At 71.6% G+C, this 18,372-nt stretch carries 17 protein-coding genes; 16 read left to right on the top strand and 1 reads right to left on the bottom strand.

Annotated elements, in window-relative coordinates; translation table 11 throughout:
* The 16 genes from OWR29_RS11825 (at position 1) to OWR29_RS11900 (ending at position 17,579) form a co-directional block, all read left to right on the top strand.
* The gene (locus OWR29_RS11825) at positions 1–762 is read left to right on the top strand and encodes a cell division protein FtsQ/DivIB (protein WP_267562739.1); all 762 of its coding nucleotides are present in this window, start codon (positions 1–3) and stop codon (positions 760–762) included.
* Between the two features lie 297 nt (positions 763–1,059).
* Positions 1,060–2,211: a cell division protein FtsZ gene (gene ftsZ / locus OWR29_RS11830; protein WP_267562740.1), complete on the top strand. Its 1,152-nt coding sequence runs from the start codon at positions 1,060–1,062 to the stop codon at positions 2,209–2,211.
* 59 nt (positions 2,212–2,270) lie between these two features.
* A complete protein-coding gene (locus OWR29_RS11835; protein WP_267562741.1) occupies positions 2,271–2,978 on the top strand; it encodes a YggS family pyridoxal phosphate-dependent enzyme in 708 nt (235 codons plus the stop codon).
* 251 nt (positions 2,979–3,229) lie between these two features.
* On the top strand, positions 3,230–3,931 hold the full coding sequence (locus OWR29_RS11840) for a cell division protein SepF (protein WP_267562742.1): 702 nt from the start codon (positions 3,230–3,232) through the stop codon (positions 3,929–3,931).
* Positions 3,932–3,976: 45 nt separating this feature from the next.
* Positions 3,977–4,282 (top strand): YggT family protein, encoded by a 306-nt coding sequence (locus OWR29_RS11845; protein WP_221376109.1) that lies wholly within the window; start codon positions 3,977–3,979, stop codon positions 4,280–4,282.
* 43 nt (positions 4,283–4,325) lie between these two features.
* Positions 4,326–5,138 carry a DivIVA domain-containing protein gene (locus OWR29_RS11850; RefSeq protein ID WP_267562743.1) on the top strand — a complete coding sequence of 271 codons (813 nt, stop codon included), beginning with the start codon at positions 4,326–4,328 and terminating at the stop codon, positions 5,136–5,138.
* Between the two features lie 39 nt (positions 5,139–5,177).
* Complete coding sequence (locus OWR29_RS11855) at positions 5,178–6,140, top strand: hypothetical protein (RefSeq protein ID WP_267563277.1); 963 nt, start codon at positions 5,178–5,180, stop codon at positions 6,138–6,140.
* Positions 6,141–6,365: 225 nt separating this feature from the next.
* Entirely contained in the window at positions 6,366–6,695 is a 330-nt protein-coding gene (locus OWR29_RS11860) for a DUF167 domain-containing protein (protein WP_267562744.1), read from the top strand.
* Positions 6,692–8,233 (top strand): potassium/proton antiporter, encoded by a 1,542-nt coding sequence (locus OWR29_RS11865; RefSeq protein WP_267562745.1) that lies wholly within the window; start codon positions 6,692–6,694, stop codon positions 8,231–8,233. The genes OWR29_RS11860 and OWR29_RS11865 overlap by 4 nt, the downstream gene beginning before the upstream one ends.
* Before the next feature lie 287 nt (positions 8,234–8,520).
* The gene (locus OWR29_RS11870; protein ID WP_267562746.1) at positions 8,521–8,964 is read left to right on the top strand and encodes a TraR/DksA family transcriptional regulator; all 444 of its coding nucleotides are present in this window, start codon (positions 8,521–8,523) and stop codon (positions 8,962–8,964) included.
* A complete protein-coding gene (gene lspA / locus OWR29_RS11875) occupies positions 8,937–9,542 on the top strand; it encodes a signal peptidase II (protein WP_438872581.1) in 606 nt (201 codons plus the stop codon). The genes OWR29_RS11870 and lspA overlap by 28 nt, the downstream gene beginning before the upstream one ends.
* 41 nt (positions 9,543–9,583) lie before the next feature.
* Positions 9,584–10,468 carry an RluA family pseudouridine synthase gene (locus OWR29_RS11880; RefSeq protein WP_267563253.1) on the top strand — a complete coding sequence of 295 codons (885 nt, stop codon included), beginning with the start codon at positions 9,584–9,586 and terminating at the stop codon, positions 10,466–10,468.
* Between the two features lie 19 nt (positions 10,469–10,487).
* Entirely contained in the window at positions 10,488–11,477 is a 990-nt protein-coding gene (locus OWR29_RS11885; protein ID WP_267562747.1) for a hypothetical protein, read from the top strand.
* A gap of 167 nt (positions 11,478–11,644) precedes the next feature.
* A complete protein-coding gene (locus tag OWR29_RS11890; protein ID WP_267562748.1) occupies positions 11,645–13,090 on the top strand; it encodes a MinD/ParA family ATP-binding protein in 1,446 nt (481 codons plus the stop codon).
* Between the two features lie 78 nt (positions 13,091–13,168).
* Positions 13,169–16,702, top strand: a complete 3,534-nt coding sequence (dnaE, locus tag OWR29_RS11895) for a DNA polymerase III subunit alpha (RefSeq protein ID WP_267562749.1) — start codon at positions 13,169–13,171, stop codon at positions 16,700–16,702.
* A 55-nt stretch (positions 16,703–16,757) separates the two neighbouring features.
* Positions 16,758–17,579, top strand: coding sequence for a hypothetical protein (locus OWR29_RS11900; protein WP_267562750.1), 822 nt, complete (start codon positions 16,758–16,760; stop codon positions 17,577–17,579).
* On the opposite strand, the gene OWR29_RS11905 is transcribed toward OWR29_RS11900, so the two are convergent.
* Complete coding sequence (locus OWR29_RS11905) at positions 17,576–18,283, bottom strand: LON peptidase substrate-binding domain-containing protein (protein WP_267562751.1); 708 nt, start codon at positions 18,281–18,283, stop codon at positions 17,576–17,578. The genes OWR29_RS11900 and OWR29_RS11905 overlap by 4 nt on opposite strands.
* Between the last annotated feature and the right edge of the window lie 89 nt (positions 18,284–18,372).

Raw genomic sequence — 18,372 nt, forward strand, 5'->3', positions numbered from 1 at the left:
ATGAGCGGGGGACGCAACTGGCGGCTGGTCCGGGCCGGCACCGACGCGGTGCCGTCGTCCGCGCGGCGGTTCATGGCCCGCGCCCGCCAGCGCAAGATGCGGGCCGCGCTGCCGTGGGCCGTCGCCGCCGGGATCCTGCTCGTGGCCGGCGGCGTGGCCTGGCTGGTCTACGGCACGTCGGTGCTCGGCGTGCGCGAGGTCAAGGTGGTCGGCGTCCAGCTGCTGGCGCCGGTGCAGGTCGAGCAGGCCGCCGCCGTGCCGCGCGACCAGCCGCTGGCCCGGGTCGACCTGGGCGCCGTGCGGGGCCGGGTGGGCCGGCTGGCCCCGGTCGACCGGGTGGTGGTGCGCCGCAGCTGGCCGTCCACCCTGATCGTCGAGGTGGTGGAGCGGACCCCGGTGGCCGTCGTGCCGCAGAACGGGCAGTTCTCCGTCATCGACCGGGCCGGTGTGCCGTACCGCCAGGTGAAAGAGGCGCCGGCGGGGCTGCCGCTCGTCCGGGTCGACTTTCCCGGGCCGTCCGACCTGAACACGCTGTCCGCGCTGACCGTGCTCGGCTCGCTCAGTGAGGAGCTGCGCGAGCAGGTGCTGGCGGTGTCGGTGAAGACGCCGGCCCAGATCCGCCTCGAGCTCCGCAAGGACCGCACGGTGGTGTGGGGCGACGACACCCAGAGCGAGACCAAGAGCCAGGTGGCGACGGCCCTGCTGAAGAAGGACGGGCAGGAGATCGACGTCAGCGCCCCGTCCGTGGTGACGATCCGCTAACATCTGGTCTTAAGCGGACATTCGGGCCGAAACGTCTCAAAGCGCCTGAGGTTACGGGTCGGTCGGATTTTCGCCACCTAAGCGGGCGCCGACACGCCGCGCCGGGTCTTTGGTTGACGTCGGAACTCCGCTTACGTTGCCACGAGGGGCTGAGTGGTTGACATAAACCTAAGCCTCTAGTAGAGGGTGAGGGTTTCCTCGCCCTCCCTTGTCCGGCAGCGGGTGTCGAAGGTGCGGTCTGGCCGGACCGCACGGGACCCCACGACATCCACAACCCTGGAAGGGAAGGCTGAGCCCATGACACCTCCCCACAACTACCTGGCGGTCATCAAGGTCGTCGGTATCGGTGGCGGCGGCGTGAACGCCGTGAACCGCATGATCGAGGTCGGGCTCAAAGGCGTCGAGTTCATCGCGATCAACACCGATGCTCAGGCGCTGCTGATGAGCGACGCCGACGTCAAGCTCGACGTCGGCCGCGAGCTGACCCGGGGCCTCGGCGCCGGCGCCCAGCCCGAGGTCGGCAAGAACGCCGCCGAGGACCACCGCGACGAGATCGAGGAGGTGCTCAAGGGCGCCGACATGGTCTTCGTGACGTGCGGCGAGGGCGGCGGCACCGGCACCGGCGGCGCGCCAGTGGTCGCGAACATCGCCCGCAAGCTCGGCGCGCTCACCATCGGCGTGGTCACCCGGCCGTTCTCGTTCGAGGGCAAGCGCCGCCAGGTGCAGGCCGAGTCCGGCATCGACGAGCTGCGCAACCAGTGCGACACGCTCATCGTGATCCCCAACGACCGGCTGCTCGCGCTGGGCGACCGCGGAATAAGCATGATGGACGCGTTCCGTCAGGCCGACCAGGTGCTGCTCTCCGGCGTGCAGGGCATCACCGACCTGATCACCACGCCGGGTCTCATCAACCTCGACTTCGCCGACGTCAAGAGCGTCATGAGCGGCGCCGGCAGCGCGCTCATGGGCATCGGCAGCGCCCGCGGCGACAACCGCGCGGTCGAGGCGGCCGAGAAGGCGATCTCGAGCCCGCTGCTCGAGCAGAGCATGGACGGCGCCCGCGGCGTGCTGCTCTCCATCGCCGGCGGGTCCGACCTGGGCCTGTTCGAGATCAACGACGCCGCCCAGCTGGTCACCGACGCGGCCCACCCCGACGCCAACATCATCTTCGGCGCGGTCATCGACGACGCGCTGGGCGACGAGGTGCGGGTCACCGTGATCGCGGCCGGCTTCGACGGGGGCACGCCCTCGTACAAGCCGTCCGAGCCGGCCCGCAAGGTCATCCAGCAGCCGGCCGAGCGGGCGGCGACCACGCCGCCGGCCCCGGCCGGCACGGTGACGGCCCCGGCCGCCACCACCACGACGCCGCCGCCGGCCACCACGCCGACGCCGCGCCGGGTGCTCTTCGACGACGTCGACGTGCCCGACTTCCTGAAGAACGGCTCCTGAGGCCGGCATGACGGAGTTGTCGTGACGCATTTCGGTGACGAACGGCTCTCGAGGTCGTCGTGACGGACGAGGGACGGCGGTCCGAGCTGGCCGCCGCCTTGACGGAGGTGAACGGCCGGATCGCGCGCGCCTGCGAGGCGGCCGGCCGGACCGCGGGCGAGGTCACCCTGGTCGCGGTCACCAAGACGTACCCGGCGAGCGATGTCGTGCTGCTCGCCGGGCTCGGCGTCACCGACGTCGGGGAGAACCGCGATCAGGAGGCCGGTCCCAAGGCGGCCGAGGCGCGCGCGGCCGGGGGCACCCCGCGGTGGCACTTCATCGGTCAGCTTCAGCGCAACAAGGCCCGCTCGGTTCTGGCGTACGCCGATGTGGTGGAGTCGGTCGACTCGGTGCGCCTGGCCGAGGCCCTGGCCCGAGCGGCCGAGGGGCGCACCACCCCGGTCGAGATCCTGATTCAGGTCAGCATCGACGGCGACCCGGCCCGCGGCGGCGCGGCCGGTGATGATCTCTGGCGGGTATCCGACTCGGTGGCCGCCGCGCCGGGCCTGCGACTCGGCGGGGTCATGGCGGTGGCGCCGATGGACTGGGACCCCGATCGGGCCTTCGAAGTGCTCCACGGGCTGTCGGAGCGGCTGGTCAAGGCCCATCCGGGGGCCACCGCCATCTCGGCCGGCATGAGCGGGGACCTCGAGGCGGCCGTCCGGCACGGCGCGACACACGTCCGGATCGGCACTTCTTTGCTCGGAATGCGAAACCCGCTGCGGTAGCCTTGCGGCGGGCAGCAAACTACATGGGTGTTGTTTACGCGACAACCGTACGCGGGAATGTTTCAAGATCATCCGCGTCGGTCGCTCGTGTCGACGGCGCGGCACGCCACGGGACGAGGGTCCGCATCGGAGCTTCCGACCGTGCAAAGGGGGAATGCGGTAACGCCGAGGGGGTGCGTTCCGCGCGGCGGACGAAGGTGGGGGCACATGGCTGGTCGGGTCAACGCGTCGTGGCGTGATGGGGTGAAGGCATGAGCGCGCTTCGGAAGGCGGGCGTCTGGCTGGGCCTCGTCGAGGAGGACGACGACCGCGGGTACGACAACGGATACGAAGAAGGCCCCTACCGTCCTCGGAACCGGTACTCGGGAAGCCGGTACTCCGACGACGAGTTCGCCGACGAGGAAGAGCTCGAGGACGAGCGCCCCGTGCCGCGGGCGCGCACGGAGCGCAGCCGCGGGTCCGACCGTCTGTCGGCGCACGCCGACGTGGACGACCACGATCGGGTGGAACGTGCCGAGCGTCCGGAGCGGGCCAGCGTCCGGTCGATCACCCGGCCCTCCACGGTCAGTGACAGCTCGTCCGCGCTGAGCTACTCCACGCGGGAGAACCTCGCCCTGGCGCCGCAGGCCGTGCACCAGCCGGAGCCCCGCCCGCGCCCGGTCGAGGAGGAGCAGCGCTACCAGATCACGACGCTGCACCCGACCACCTACCGCGAGGCGCGCACGATCGGGGAGCACTTCCGCGACGGCGTGCCGGTCATCATCAATCTCACCGAAATGGATGAAGGTGACGCTCGCCGGCTGGTCGACTTCGCCGCCGGGCTGGCCTTCGGCCTTCGCGGTACGATCGAGCGCGTGACCAACCGGGTTTTCCTGCTCTCACCGGCGAATGTCCAGGTCACCGCTGAGGACAAAGCCAAGATCGCTGAGGGTGGGTTCTTCGGTCAGGCCTGAGGCGGGCGCCCGCGCGCCCGCCACCCAGATGGGGGATCCGCACGAGTGCTCTCGATCGTGTTCCAAATATTGTATTTAGTCGTTTACATCTTCTTCTTGGTCCTCCTTGCCAGGTTCGTGCTGGGTGCGGTACTCCAGTACGGTCGTCGGTGGCAACCCGGTCGTGGGGCGTCGGCGGGACTCGAAACGGTGTGGAGCGTCACTGATCCGCCCCTCAAGGCGTTGAGGCGTGTGATCCCCCCGCTGCGCATTGGTAACGTGAGTTTGGACCTGGCTTCCATCGTGCTGCTGGTTATCCTGTTCGTGCTCATGAGGTTCGTGCTTCAAAGATTGATCCTGAACTTCAGCTAAACAGCAGCCCCAACCGCGGCCGCGACTGACCCGAGGAGTTTCGATGCCGCTGACCCCGGCCGACGTTCATAACGTCGCCTTCAAGAAGCCCCCGATCGGCAAGCGGGGGTACGACGAGGAGGAGGTCGACGCTTTCCTTGATGAGGTGGAGCGTGAACTCGCCCGTCTGATCGAGGAGAACAACGAGCTGCGCGCCCAGGTGGAGCGCGGCGGTCGGGGTGGCGCGCCAGCCGGTCCGAGCGCCGACCCGCGCCTCGCGGCCGAGCTCAACGACGTCAAGGCCCAGCTCGACCGCGTGCAGCGCGACAAGGCGCAGGCCGAGCAGGCCGCGCGCCAGATGCAGGCCGAGCTCGAGCAGGTCCGGGCCCAGGGTCCGGCCGGCGGTGGCGCCGCGAGCGCCGGCGCCGACGGCGAGCAGCAGGCCCTGCGGGTGCTCATGATGGCCCAGCGCACCGCCGACGACCACGTCGCCGACGCGCGCCGCGAGGCCGACAAGCTCCTCTCCGACGCCCGCTCCAAGGCGGAAGAGGTCACCCGCGAGGCCCGCGCCAAGGCCGACGCCCTCGAGCGCGACGCCCGTCAGCGTCACCAGGAGGCCATGGGCGGCCTCGACGCCAAGCGGTCCGCGCTGCAGAAGCACATCGAGGAGCTGAAGCAGTTCGAGCGCGAGTACCGCACGCGCCTGAAGGCTTACCTCGAGAGCCAGCTGCGCGACCTCGACGGCCGGGGCCAGGGGCTCGAGGCCGAGATGTCGCGGGCCGACTCCGGGCGTGCCGTCGGCGGCAGCGGTGGTCTCGCCGCGGCCGGCCTGGCCGGTTCCTACGGTGGCCGCAACGCCATCGAGTCCGGGCGCTGAGCTTCCGCACTCCCTCCGGAACCCCGACGAGGATGAGCCATGATCGTTGTTAGCCTGCTGCTCATCCTCGTCGCGGTGACGCTGCTCGTGCTGGGCCTCACCGGCGGGTCCAGCGCCCTGCTGATCAGCTCCATCGTGGCCAGTCTGCTGGCCGCCGTCTTCCTGGTCATCGGCGCCCGCCAGGCCGCCGCCGCGCGGCGGGCCGCGCCCGCCGCGCCCCCTCTCGCCGAGGACGACACCGACGAGAACGCGGTCTACGTGGCCGAACCCGAGTTCGCCGCGGCCGCCCACGAGATGGCCGGCCGCCGCACCGCCGGCGACTACGGCGACGACCAGCGCGAGACGGTCCAGTTCGACCCGGCCGACGTGGCCGCGGCCAAGCCGTCCGCCGGTCCCGATTTCTCGGCCGCCCGCACAGAGTTCGTGGAACAGCCCGGCTTCGCCGCCGAGCGGTCCGAGCAGCCTGCGGGCGATTTGTCAGCAGATGAGACGCGCGTCGCCGAAGATCCTGATTACGACCGCGCGTCGGCCGCCATCAACTCGGCCCGCAGTTCCGCCTCCGACGACGCTTTCCACGACGACGCTTTCCGCGACGCTTCCGATGGCCGCGGGGACGCTTCTCGCGAGGCTTCCGGCGGTCGCGATGATGACTTCCGCGACCGCGAGACCTCCCAGGACGTCTCTGGTGGCCGTGACGCTGTCGGCGGGCGTGACGACGTGGACGAGGCCGAGGACGAGTTCGACGAGCCTGCCGCCGACGACCCCGACGACGAGCCGCTGCCCCAGGCGGTGCAGCCGGCCGACGCCGTGCGCGTGGCCCGCCTCGACGCCGAGGTGCTGGTGGTCGACGGCCGGCCGCGCTACCACGTGCCCGAGTGCCCGAGCCTGGTCGGCCGCCTGACCGAGCCGATCCCGGTCCGCGAGGCGGTCGAGCTCGGCTTCAGCCCGTGCGGTCTGTGCCGCCCGGTCGACCGCCTGGTCGGCGCGGCCGCCCGCAGCTGAGCCGCCGGCCCCGCCCTCGCGCTGCCCGCACATAATTCGGCCGTTCTCGCGTTCCCGCGCGGTCGGCTTTCCCGCGCGCTCGGCTAGTTGATGCTTCGGCTCAGTCGCGCTCGGGCTCGTTCCGCGCGGTTCCGCTTCCCGCTCGCGTCGGCTTTCGCGTGCGCTTCGGCCCGTTCCGCGCGCTCGGGATCTCCCGGGGGCGGATATCGATCGGCACAATGAGGCATGGTCAAGCGCCGCGTGCCTCCGCCTGACGTCGATGCCCTCTCCGTGCCCGTGCGAGTGCGGCCGGGCGCGGGCCGTGATCGCGTCGGCGGACGCTACGACGGACCGCACGGCCCGGCCTTGATCATCGCCGTCGGGGCGCCGGCGGTGGACGGCAAGGCGACCGAGGCCGTGCGGCGGGCCCTGGCCGGCGCGCTCGGGGTGCGCCCGGCCGACGTCGAGCTGCGGCTCGGCGCCACGAGCCGGGACAAGGTGTTCACCGTGGCCGCGCCCGGCGCCGGGGTCGCGGGCCGGCTGAGCGCGCTGCGGGACGGCACGGCCACGCCGTGACCGGCGGGCTGGACTACGCGCTCCTCATCGGGTCCGCGGTCCTGCTGGTGGCGGTGGCCGCGGTGCGGGTCTCGACCCGGGTCGGGCTGCCGAGCCTGCTCGTCTATCTGGCCATCGGCATCCTCATCGGCGAGGCCGGGCTGGGCATCCGCTTCGACGACGCCGAGCTCACCCGCACGCTCGGCTTCTGCGCGCTCATCGTGATCATCGCCGAGGGCGGGCTGACCGCGCGCTGGAGCACGCTGCGGCCGGTGCTGGGCCTGGCCAGTTCGCTGGCCACGGTGGGGGTGGCGGTCAGCATCGCGGTGGTCGGGGTCGTCGTCCACCTGCTGCTCGACCTGCCCTGGCAGCTGGCCCTGCTCTACGGCGCGGTGCTGTCGTCGACCGACGCCGCCGCCGTCTTCGCCACGCTGCGCCGGCTGCGGCTGCCGCCCCGGCTGGTGGCGACGCTCGAGGCCGAGTCGGGCATGAACGACGCGCCCGTGGTGCTGCTGGTCGTGCTGCTCAGCGCCGACCTGTCGCAGATGCACCCGTGGTGGTACGAGCTGCTGATCCTCACCTACGAGCTGATGGCGGGGGCGGCGATCGGGTTCGCGGTGGGCGCGGCCGGGCGCTGGCTGCTGCGCAACGCCGCCCTGCCGTCGGCCGGTCTCTATCCGATCGCGGCGGTGGGTCTCACCGTTCTCGCGTACGCGGCTGGGGCCGTCGCCCATTCGTCGGGCTTCCTCGCCGTGTATGTCGCGGGCGTGGTGCTGGGCAACGGCCGGATCCCGCACCGCCGGGCCATCCTCGGATTCGCCGACGGCCTGGCCTGGGTCGCCCAGATCGGGCTGTTCGTGCTGCTCGGCCTGCTCAGTTCGCCCAGCCGGCTGGACGAGGCGCTGGTGCCGGCCCTGGTCGCCGGGGTGGCCCTGGTGCTGCTGGCCCGCCCGCTGTCGGTGGTGATCGCGGCCGTGCTGGCCCGGCCCGTGCGCGGCCCGCGCCGCCCCGGCAACCGGGTGGGCTGGCGGGGGAGTGCCTTCCTGTCGTGGGCCGGCCTGCGCGGGGCCGTGCCGATCGTGCTGGCCACGATCCCGCTCTCGGCCGGCACACCCGGCGCCGAAGGGCTCTTCGACGCCGTGTTCGTGCTGGTCATCATCTTCACGCTGGTGCAGGCGAGCACCCTGGGCCCGGCCGCACGGATGCTCGGGGTGACGGCTCCCGGCGAGGCGGCCGAGGTGCACGTCGAGACCGCGCCGCTGGAGAGCATGAACGCCGACCTGCTGCAGATGGACGTGAGCGACGGGTCGCGGCTGGCCGGGGTGCACATCGACGAGCTGCGGCTGCCCGCGGGCGCGTCGGTCACCCTGGTCGTGCGGGACGGCGCCGGTTTCGTGCCCGGCCCGGACACCCGGCTGCGGACCGGCGACGCCCTGTTGATCGTGGCCACCGCCGCCGTGCGGGACGTCGCCGAGCGCCGCCTGCGGGCGGTCAGCCGCCGCGGCCGGCTGGCCCGCTGGTTCGGTGAGGAGGGCGAGGAGGATCCCGCCAATATCTAGTATCCGACGGCATGTTTCGGGAAGATTTGCCGGAATTAGGGAGCATGATCCGGTACGGGCTGTTGTCGGTCCGGTATACGTTCCGTATCCTTGCCACCCACTGGAGTGCTGGCGGCTGGTTCGGCCGCGCCGCAGTGCCCGGTGGGGGAAGATCTACGGCATTGCCCGGCCGGTGGGGGAACCGGCCGGCGAGCAACGCCGACGGAAAAGGGCCGGCGCGCCTTCCTGGCGGGGGCCGCGGCTCGTACGCACGCTGATCGCCGCTCAGGGCGGATGAGGGAGCGACCATGGCCAAGGCAACCGGCACCAAGGCAACCGGCAGCAGGGCGTCAGCGACCAGCGACGACAAGAGCGCCGGCAAGCGGACCCGCAGCGCCGCCGAGACCGAGAAGATCCGCGTGGCCCTGGTCGAGCGGCGCGACGAGCTGCAGGCCGAGTACGACACGTCGATCAGCGAGCTCACCGAGCTGCAGCGTGACCGCTTCGCCGACTCGGCCGGCGACGACCAGGCCGACACCGGCACCAAGACGTTCGAGCGTGAGCAAGAGATCACTCTGGCCAACAATCTGCTGGAGCGGATCACACAGGTGGAACGCGCCATCGACCGGCTCGGAGCGGGCAACTACGGTTGGTGCGAGCGGTGCGGCAACGCGATCCCGGTCGAGCGACTGGCGGCGTTCCCCTCCGCGACCCTGTGTGTGCATTGCAAGCAGCTGGAGGAACGACGCTGAACGCCGACGAGGCAACGGGCGCGACCGCGGTGGACGAGCCGGCGCCGGGGCCGAGGCCCCGGCTCAGCGGCCGTGCCGTGGCGGTGCTGGGCGCGACCGCGGTGGTCGCCGTGGCCCTCGACCAGTGGGTCAAGTGGCTCTCCACCGAGAACCTGGAGGAGGGCCACCCGGTCCGCATCCTCGGTGGTCTGATCTACCTGTCGCTCCTGCGCAACAGCGGGGCGGCCTTCAGCCTGGGCAGCGACTACACCTGGGTGTTCCCGGTGATCACGCTGATCGTCATCGGCTGGATCGGCTACATGGCGACCCGGCTGCGCTCGCTGCCGTGGGCGCTGGCCCTGGGCCTCGTGCTCGGCGGCGCCCTCGGCAATCTGATCGACCGGCTTTTCCGCGCCCCGGGCTTCCTGCACGGGCACGTCGTCGACATGGTGAGCCTCTTCGGCCCGTACGCGGAATACTTCGCCGTTTTCAACATCGCGGACAGCTGCCTCAGCGTGGGCGTGGTGCTCGCGGTGCTGCTCGAGCTGACGGGCCGGCAGCGGGACGGCAGCCGGATCTCCGTACGGAAGAAGAAGTGAACTCACAACGCTCGCTCCCCGTTCCCGACGGGCTCGACGGCATGCGGCTCGACCAGGCCGTCTCGCGGCTGTTCGGCCTGTCCCGGACGGCCGCCGCGACCCTGGTCGAATCGGGCGACGCGCTGGTCGACGGCATCCCGCGCCCCAAGTCGGACAAGGTCAGCGCGGGCGCCTGGCTCGAGGTCACGCTGCCCGCCCCGGTCAGCGCGCCCGCCCTGGTGGCCGAGCCGGTGCACGGCCTGGGCATCATCTACAGCGACGACGACATCGTGGTGGTCGACAAGCCGGTCGGCGTGGCCGCGCACCCCAGCCCGGGCTGGACCGGCCCGACCGTCGTGGGCGGTCTGGCCGCCATGGGTCAGAACGTGGCCACCAGCGGCGCCGCCGAACGGCAGGGCGTGGTGCACCGCCTGGACGTCGGCACCACCGGCATCATGGTGGTGGCCAAGAGCGAGATGGCGTACAGCGCGCTCAAGCGGGCCTTCAAGGAGCGCGAGGTCGACAAGCGCTACCGTGCGGTCGTGCAGGGCCACCTCGACCCGCTGCGGGGCACGATCGACGCGCCGATCGACCGGCACCCGACGGCCGACTACCGGTTCGCGGTGATGTCGACCGGCAAGCCGAGCGTCACCCACTACGACACGGTCGAGGCGTTCCGCTCGGCCAGCCTGGTCGACGTGAAGCTCGAGACCGGCCGCACCCACCAGATCCGGGTGCACTTCTCGGCGATGCGGCACCCCTGCGTCGGCGACACGCAGTACGGCGCCGACCCGGCCCTGGCCGCCCGGCTCAAGCTCGGCCGTCAGTGGCTGCACGCCCGCGAGCTGTCCTTCCTGCACCCGCGCACCCACGACGAGGTGCGTTTCGTCAGCGACTATCCCGACGACCTGAAGTACGCGCTGAGCGTGCTGCAGGACGCGAGCTGATCCGGGGAAGCGGTCACCGGTGGGGCCCGCGGATCATCGAGTACGAGGGCACGCGCTGCGCGGGGTCCCCTCGGCCCGCATGGTGGCGGCGGTCGCGGTGGCCACGGCCGGCGCGCTGCTGCTCGGCTCGCTCTGGCTGAGCCGGCGCGAGGCGGCGCCGGCCGCCGGTGACCCGGGCGACGTGGTGCGGGTCGGCGTGGTCCAGGGTCAGTCGGTGCCCGGCTATCTGGACGCGGCCCACGACGAGCTGGACGCCCTGACCGATCCGGCCGCGCCCGCCGCGGGCGAGACGTGGGCGTTGGTGAGTCTGGAGGGCTACGTCTCCGCCGGTCTGTTGCCCGGCCTGCTCGCGGGCACCGGGGTGTCTCAGGTGTATGCGCGAGTGCCGCTGCCCGAGGCGCACACCCCGGCCATCCGGATCCCGGTCTATCTGCTCCCGGCCGACGTGCTCACCGGCATGCTCGACACGGCCCTGGAACGCGACCGCGAGCACGCCGAGTACGAGCAGCTGGCCCGGCGGCTCACCGGCGACGACGAGAACCAGCGGCGGGCCCGGCGGGCATACGCGGCGGCGGCCGCCACGGCCGCGGCGGAGGCCTCGGCCTACCGCTCGGGCTGTTCGTGCGTGTTCGCGGCCGTGGTCCGGGCGGCGCCGGCCGCGCTGCGCGGGGTGGCCGACCGGCCGGGGGTGCGGGCGGTCGACCCGGCGCCGGAAGTGCGGCAACTCGACCGTACGGAATTCCGCCCGCCCCTGCCCGAGCAGAAGGGCACAGTTCCGGCCGAACCGTCGCGCTCGCCCGCTGTGCCAACCGGGCCCGAGGGCATTGCTTCGCGCCCGTCCGCGCCGATAATGTCGTCGGCCGGGGCATCTGTGACATCTGCCTCATCGCCCGGCGCCGTCCGCACGGCGCCGCCTCCCACCCCGGCGCCGGAGGAGCGTTCTGCCGTACCCTCTGCATCGAACGCGACTCCTGCTCACGATGCCGCGAGCCGGTCACCAGCACCTTGAGCCGGGTCCGGGCGTTAGTTCTCTCGTGCGCCGGCGCCGTTGCCGGGGGCGGGTCCGGCTCGGCGGAACGGGCAGTGGCCCGATCGAGGTTCGCTCCGTAGCCTGTCAGGGGCGAGGAGCCCGGGGTGTGGATCACCGCCAGTCAAGCAGCGCAGGGAGGACGAGCCGTGGACGGGACCGAGACCGGCTGGGGCCGGCCTGCGGAACCAGCCCCGCGATGGCGGGCGCTGCTCGACCGCGCCCGGCACGGTTCCCGGCAGGCCGAGGAGCAGCCCGAGGCGGAGCGGGAAGCCCCGCCCCCGCAGGCGGCCCCGCCGCAGCAGTACGGCCAGCCCCTGCCGACCCGCCGCCCGATCAACCCGCTGGAATCCCGCGGGCAGTACGGCGCCGGCCGCTTCGACCAGCGTCAGCCGGAACCGCCGCAGCCTGAGCCGCGGCCGATGCCGCAGCGGCCGATCAACCCGCTCGACCCGCGGTGGCAGGGCCGTCCGGCCGAGACGCCACCCTCGCCGTCCCCGCGCCGCGCGGCGGCCCCGGCCCCGGCGGCGCCCGTCGCCCCGCCGGCCGACGAACAGCACAGCTTCTTCAGCCCGTCGGCCCGGCCGCCGGCGGCCCCGCCCCCGGGTCGCGAGTACCCGCAGGTGCGCGCCTCGGCCGCGGCGCCGGTCATGCCGGTCGCCCCGCCGCCGATGCCCGCGGCCCCGCCGCCGCCCATGCCCGCGGTGGCGCCGCCCATGTCGCTGGCTCCGCAGCCCACCTCGCCGGCCGCCGCCCGGATCGAGTGGCGCCAGGGCCGCACCGACGACCAGCTCGAGCGGGCCGTCTCGGTGATGCGCCGCAAGCTCGGCAAGCCCCGGGTGCTGGCCTTCGCCAACCCCAAGGGCGGCGTGCACAAGACGACCGCCACCGTGCTGGCCGCGGCCACCATCGGCAGCGTCCGCGGCCGCGGCGTGCTCGCCTGGGACGACAACGAGCTGCGGGGCACGCTGGGCCTGCGGGCCGGCAGCGCCCGCCACGCGCGCACGATCAAGCACCTGCTGGCCGACCTCACGCAGATCGAGAACCTGCACGGCGACGGGCTGCTGCAAGAGCTCGACGGCTATCTGCGGCACGCCTCCGACGGCTCGTACGACGTGCTGGCCGGTGAGGAGAACCCGCGCTTCGCGGCCCGGCTCGACCAGGCCACCGTGCGCCGGGTGATGGACCTGCTGCGCCGCACCCATGACGTGATCTGCGTCGACACCGGCAACAACGTCGAGAGCGTCAACTGGCAGACGGTCATGCGCCAGGCCGACCAGCTGGTGATCACCACGGTGCCCCGCGAGGACGCCGCGTTCACCGCCGACTGGATGCTCGACGTGCTCGACGACAGCGGCATGGGCGACCTGGTCTCCAACGCGGTCACGCTGATCTCGTGCCCGTCGCCGGGGCCGCTGCCGCTGCTCGACGATTTCGCCAAGCACTTCGCCACGCGCACCCGCGCGGTCGCCGTCGTGCCGTACGACCAGGCCCTCGAGGTCGGCTCCTCGATCGAGTACGGCGATCTTCAGCAGGAGACGCGGACGGCGTGGCAGAAGGCGGCCAGTGTGATGATCGAGCCATTCGCGGAATGACACGCGTGTAGCCCTCGAATCTCGTCGGGGGTCCCGGCTAGAGTCTCTCGGGTTCCGACAAGTTAAAGGGGGCCCGGGGTGTCTGACTCGTTCGTGCATCTCCACGTGCACACCGAGTATTCGATGCTCGACGGCGCCGCCCGCGTCAAAGACCTGCTGGCCGAGGCGTCGCGCCTGGGCATGCCGGCCGCGGCGATCACCGACCACGGCAACATGCACGGGGCGTACGACTTCTACACCCAGGCCAAGTCGGCCGGCATCACCCCGGTGATCGGGGTCGAGGCGTACGTGGCGCCCGAGTCCCGCCTCACCAAGAGCCGCATCAAGTGGGGCCGTCCCGAGCAGAAGGGCGACGACGTCTCGGGCAACGGCGCCTACACCCACATGACCATGTGGGCCCGCAACGCCGTCGGCCTGAAGAACCTGTTCCGCCTCAACTCGCGCGGCTCGATCGAGGGCCAGCTCGGCAAGTACCCGCGGATGGACTTCGACATCATCGCGGAACACGCCGAGGGCATCATGGGCACCACCGGCTGCCCCTCGGGCACGGTGCAGACCCGGCTGCGGCTCGGCCAGTTCGACGAGGCCCTGAAGTCGGCCGCGATGTACCAAGAGGCCCTGGGCAAGGACAACTACTTCCTCGAGATCATGGACCACGGCCTGTCGATCGAGAGCCGGGTCCGCGACGGCCTGCTCGAGATCGGCCGCAAGCTGGGCATCAAGCCCCTGGTCACCAACGACTCGCACTACGTGTACGAGGAGCAGGCGGCCGCCCACGACGTGCTGCTGTGCGTGCAGACCGGCAGCAACGTGGCCGACCCCAACCGCTTCCGCTTCGACGGCAACGGCTACTTCGTGAAGTCGGCCGACCAGATGCGCGCGGTCGACTCGTCCGAGGCCTGGCAGGAGGGCTGCCGCACCACGCTGCTGGTGGCCGAGCGGGTCGACACCGAGGGCATGTTCACCTTCAAGAACCTGATGCCCCGGTTCCCCATCCCCGACGGCTACACCGAAGAGGAATACTTCCGTCACGAGGCCTTCGAGGGCCTGCGCCGGCGCTTCCCCGACGGCATCCCCGAGACGCACATCAAGCAGGCTGAGTACGAGCTCGGCGTGATCATCTCGATGGGCTTCCCGGCCTACTTCCTGGTGGTCGCCGACTTCATCCAGTGGTCCAAGCGCAACGGCATCGCCGTCGGCCCGGGGCGCGGCTCGGCCGCGGGCTCGCTGATCGCGTACGCCATGGGCATCACCGACCTCGATCCGCTGCCGCACGGCCTGATCTTCGAGCGGTTCCTCAACCCCGAGCGCATCTCGATGCCCGACGTCGACATCGACTTCGACGAGCGCCGCCGGGGCGAGGTCATCCGCTACGTCACCGAGCGCTGGGGCGACGACAAGGTCGCCCAGATCGCCACCTTCGGCACGATCAAGGCCAAGGCCGCCATCAAGGACTCGGCCCGCGTGCTCGGCTACCCGTTCGCCGTCGGCGACCGGATCACCAAGGCGCTCCCGCCCGACGTGATGGGCAAGGGCATCCCGCTGTCGGGCATCTTCGACAAGGAGCACAAGCGCTACAGCGAGGCCGGCGAGGTCCGCACGCTGTACGAGACCGACCCCGACGTCAAAAAGGTGATCGACACCGCGCGCGGCATCGAGGGCCTGATCCGCCAGACCGGCGTCCACGCGGCCGGCGTCATCATGTCGGCCGAGCCGATCATCGACCACATCCCGCTGATGAGGCGCGCCTCCGACGGCGTCATCATCACCCAGTTCGACTACCCGACGTGCGAGACGCTGGGCCTGCTCAAGATGGACTTCCTGGGCCTGCGCAACCTGACGATCCTCGACGACGCGGTCAAGAACATCAAGCTCAACCACGACATGGACCTCGACCTGCTGGCCCTGCCGCTGGACGACAAGCCCGCCTACGAGCTGCTGGCCCGGGGCGACACGCTCGGCGTGTTCCAGCTCGACGGCGGGCCCATGCGGTCGCTGCTGCGGCTCATGAAGCCGGACAACTTCGAGGACATCTCGGCCGTCCTGGCCCTCTACCGCCCCGGCCCGATGGGCGTCGAGTCGCACACCAACTACGCCCTGCGCAAGAACAAGCTGCAGGACATCACGCCGATCCACCCCGAGCTCGAGGAACCGCTGCGCGAGATCCTCGAACCGACGTACGGCCTGATCGTCTATCAGGAGCAGGTGCAGCGCGCCGCGCAGATCCTCGCCGGCTACAGCCTCGGCCAGGCCGACCTGCTGCGCCGGGCCATGGGTAAGAAGAAGAAAGAGATCCTGGACAAGGAGTTCGGGCCGTTCCAGCAGGGCTGCATGGAACACGGTTACTCCAAGGAAGCCATCCAGGCGGTGTGGGACGTGCTCGTCCCGTTCGCCGGCTACGCCTTCAACAAGGCCCACTCGGCCGCGTACGGGCTGGTGTCGTACTGGACGGCCTACCTCAAGGCGCACTACCCGGCCGAGTACATGGGTGGTCTGCTCACCAGCGTCGGCGACGACAAAGACAAGATGGCCATGTACCTGGCCGAGTGCCGGCGCATGGGCATCCAGGTGCTGCCGCCCGACGTCAACGAGTCGGCCGGCCCGTTCACCCCGGTCGGCAAGGACATCCGCTTCGGCCTGGCCGCGGTGCGCAACGTCGGCAACAACGTGGTCGAGGCGATCGCCCGCTGCCGCGAGGAAAAGGGCAAGTACCAGGACTTCTACGATTTCCTGTCCAAGGTGGACGCGGTCGTCTGCAACAAGAAGACGATTGAATCGCTGATCAAGGCGGGCGCGTTCGACTCGATGGGGCACAGCCGCAAGGGCCTGCTCGCGGTGCACGCCGAGGCCATCGACGCCTACGCCGACGTCAAGCGCAACGAGGCGGCCGGCCAGTTCGACCTGTTCGGGGCGTTCGGCGACACCGACGGCGGCAGCGCGGCCACGGTGGCCATGCCGCCCATCGTCGACTCGGAATGGGACAAGCGTGACAAGCTGGCGTTCGAGCGCGAGATGCTCGGCCTCTACGTCAGCGACCACCCGCTCGCCGGTCTCGAGCAGTTGCTGCAGAACTCGGCCGACACGACGATCGCCGCCCTGAACGAGGAGGGCTCGGTGCCCGACGGTCAGGTGGTCACCCTGGCCGGCATCCTCACCGGCGTTCAGCGGCGGATCACCAAGCAGGGCCGGGCGTGGGCCTCGGCCACACTGGAAGACCTGGCCGGCGGCGTCGAGGCGCTGTTCTTCCCCAACACCTACGAGGTGATCGGCCAGTTCATCGCCGAGGACGCGATCGTGGTGGTCAAGGGCCGGGTCGACCGGCGCGACGACACCCCGCGCATCATGGCGATGGACATGTCGCTGCCCGACGTCAGCCACAACCCCGACAGCAAGCCGGTCACCCTCACCATGCCGATCACCCGCTGCACGCCGCCGCTGGTGTCCGAGCTGAAGGACATTCTGAAGAGCCACCCCGGCGAGTCCGAGGTGCACGTCCACCTGCAGAACGGCAGCCGCACGACGATTCTGCGGCTGGGCGCGGTGCGGGTCGCCCCCACCCCGGCCCTGCGGGCCGACCTCAAGATGATCCTCGGCCCGTCCGCGGTGGTCTGACCGTCGTGACCGGGCACGCGGGACGACGACCGTCGTCACCTGGCAGGATCGTAGGGTGAACGCGAGTCAGGAACCGGCGCCGCCCGGCGAGCGCCCGGCCTTCGATTACGAGGCCCCGCCGCAGGGTTACGAGCTGGCCCACCCGTCCGGGCCGGCCCGCACCTTCTTCGGCCGGCCGTTCGACCTGCGTGGCTCGTCGCACCGGCCGTGGAAGAGGACCGTCGTGGTGGCGGTCTCGTGCCTGGTGGTGATTCTCGTGCTGGGCGCCCCGCTGGGGCTGCTCTGGCGCTGGCTGGCGCCGTCCGTGCCGGTGATCGACGCCGGGCAGGCGGGCGTGGTGGTCAACGACCCGTCGCCCGAGGAGTACATCGCCGCCGACGGCTGGTTCACGCTGCTCGGCCTGGGGTTCGGCCTGCTCGTGGCGATCCTCGCGTGGCTGCTGCTGCGCCGCGACCGAGGGCCGTTCCTGCTGCTCAGCGTCGTGCTGGGGACGCTCGGGGCGGGCTGGCTGGTGGCGCCCTGGGTGGGCGAGCTGGCCGGGCGTTCCGACTACCGGCACTGGATCGAGACGGCCCAGCAGGGCCAGACCTACGCGGCGCCGCCCGAGGTGCACTCGCTCGGGCCGATGCTGGTGCCGGCCTTCGCGGCGGCGATCGTGCTGACGTTGATGGCCGGGTGGTCCAACGACCCCGACCTCGACCAGCCGGGCGCCAAGCCGGGTTACGGCCCGAACAACGAGTACGCCGAGGGCGCGCCTCCGGCCGGCGACCACCACGCCTACCAGCCGGGTGACCCGAACGCCTACCAGCCGGGTGACCCGAACGCTTACCGGCCGGGCGATCCGGGCGCCTATCAGCCGGGCGAGCCCCGCGGCTAGTTCGGGCTGGCCGGGCGGGCCAGGTCGCTGAGCGGGACGGGCACGGCGCGCACCCGGGCCAGCAGGCCGGCCTCGCGGTTGAGCAGCTTCAGCTCGGTGCGCAGGCGGGTCGCCGTGTCGGGCGCCGAGAGCAGCAGCTGCCGCTCGTCGGTGGTGAGCTGGGCGGTCGCCGCGATCAGGTGGGACAGCACGGTGGCGTCGCCGGGCACGGCGTCCAGCACCTCGGAGTCGGGGCGCAGCAGCTCGAGGTAGGCCCGGAAGGCGGCCAGCGCCCGCGGCGCCAGCAGCTCGGCCGTCTCGTCGGCCGATTCCTCGGGCAGCCAGTCGACCTCGGCCGTCAGATAGGGCTCGTCACCCTGGCGCACGTCCTTGACCGTGAACCGCCGCCGGCCGACCGTCATGATGTCGTACCGGCCGTCGGGCAGCTCGGTGACCTGCCGCAGCTCGGCCGTGCAGCCGGTGGGGTAGAGGTCGTCGACCGAGATGGGCGGGTTCTCGGGCGTGGGATCGTCGGGGCCGTCGGGCGCGGGCGCCTCCGCCCCGCGGCGCAGCGTCACCACGCCGAACTCGTGCGGACCCTCCTCGGGGCTGGCCACCAGCTCACGAACGAGCGTGCGGTACCTCTCCTCGAAGATGTGCAGGGGCAGCACCAGGCCGGGGAAGAGCACCGTACCCAGCGGGAACACCGGTAGCCGCTTGCTCACGGGTTCAGCCTATCGGTCACCCCACCATGGTCAACCCGTCACTCCCGCGTCACCCGGCCGGCGACCGCGCGGGAGTGATCGAGATCCCA

Source organism: Paractinoplanes pyxinae, from assembly GCF_026626335.1.
Taxonomy (GTDB): Bacteria; Actinomycetota; Actinomycetes; order Mycobacteriales; family Micromonosporaceae; genus Actinoplanes; species Actinoplanes pyxinae.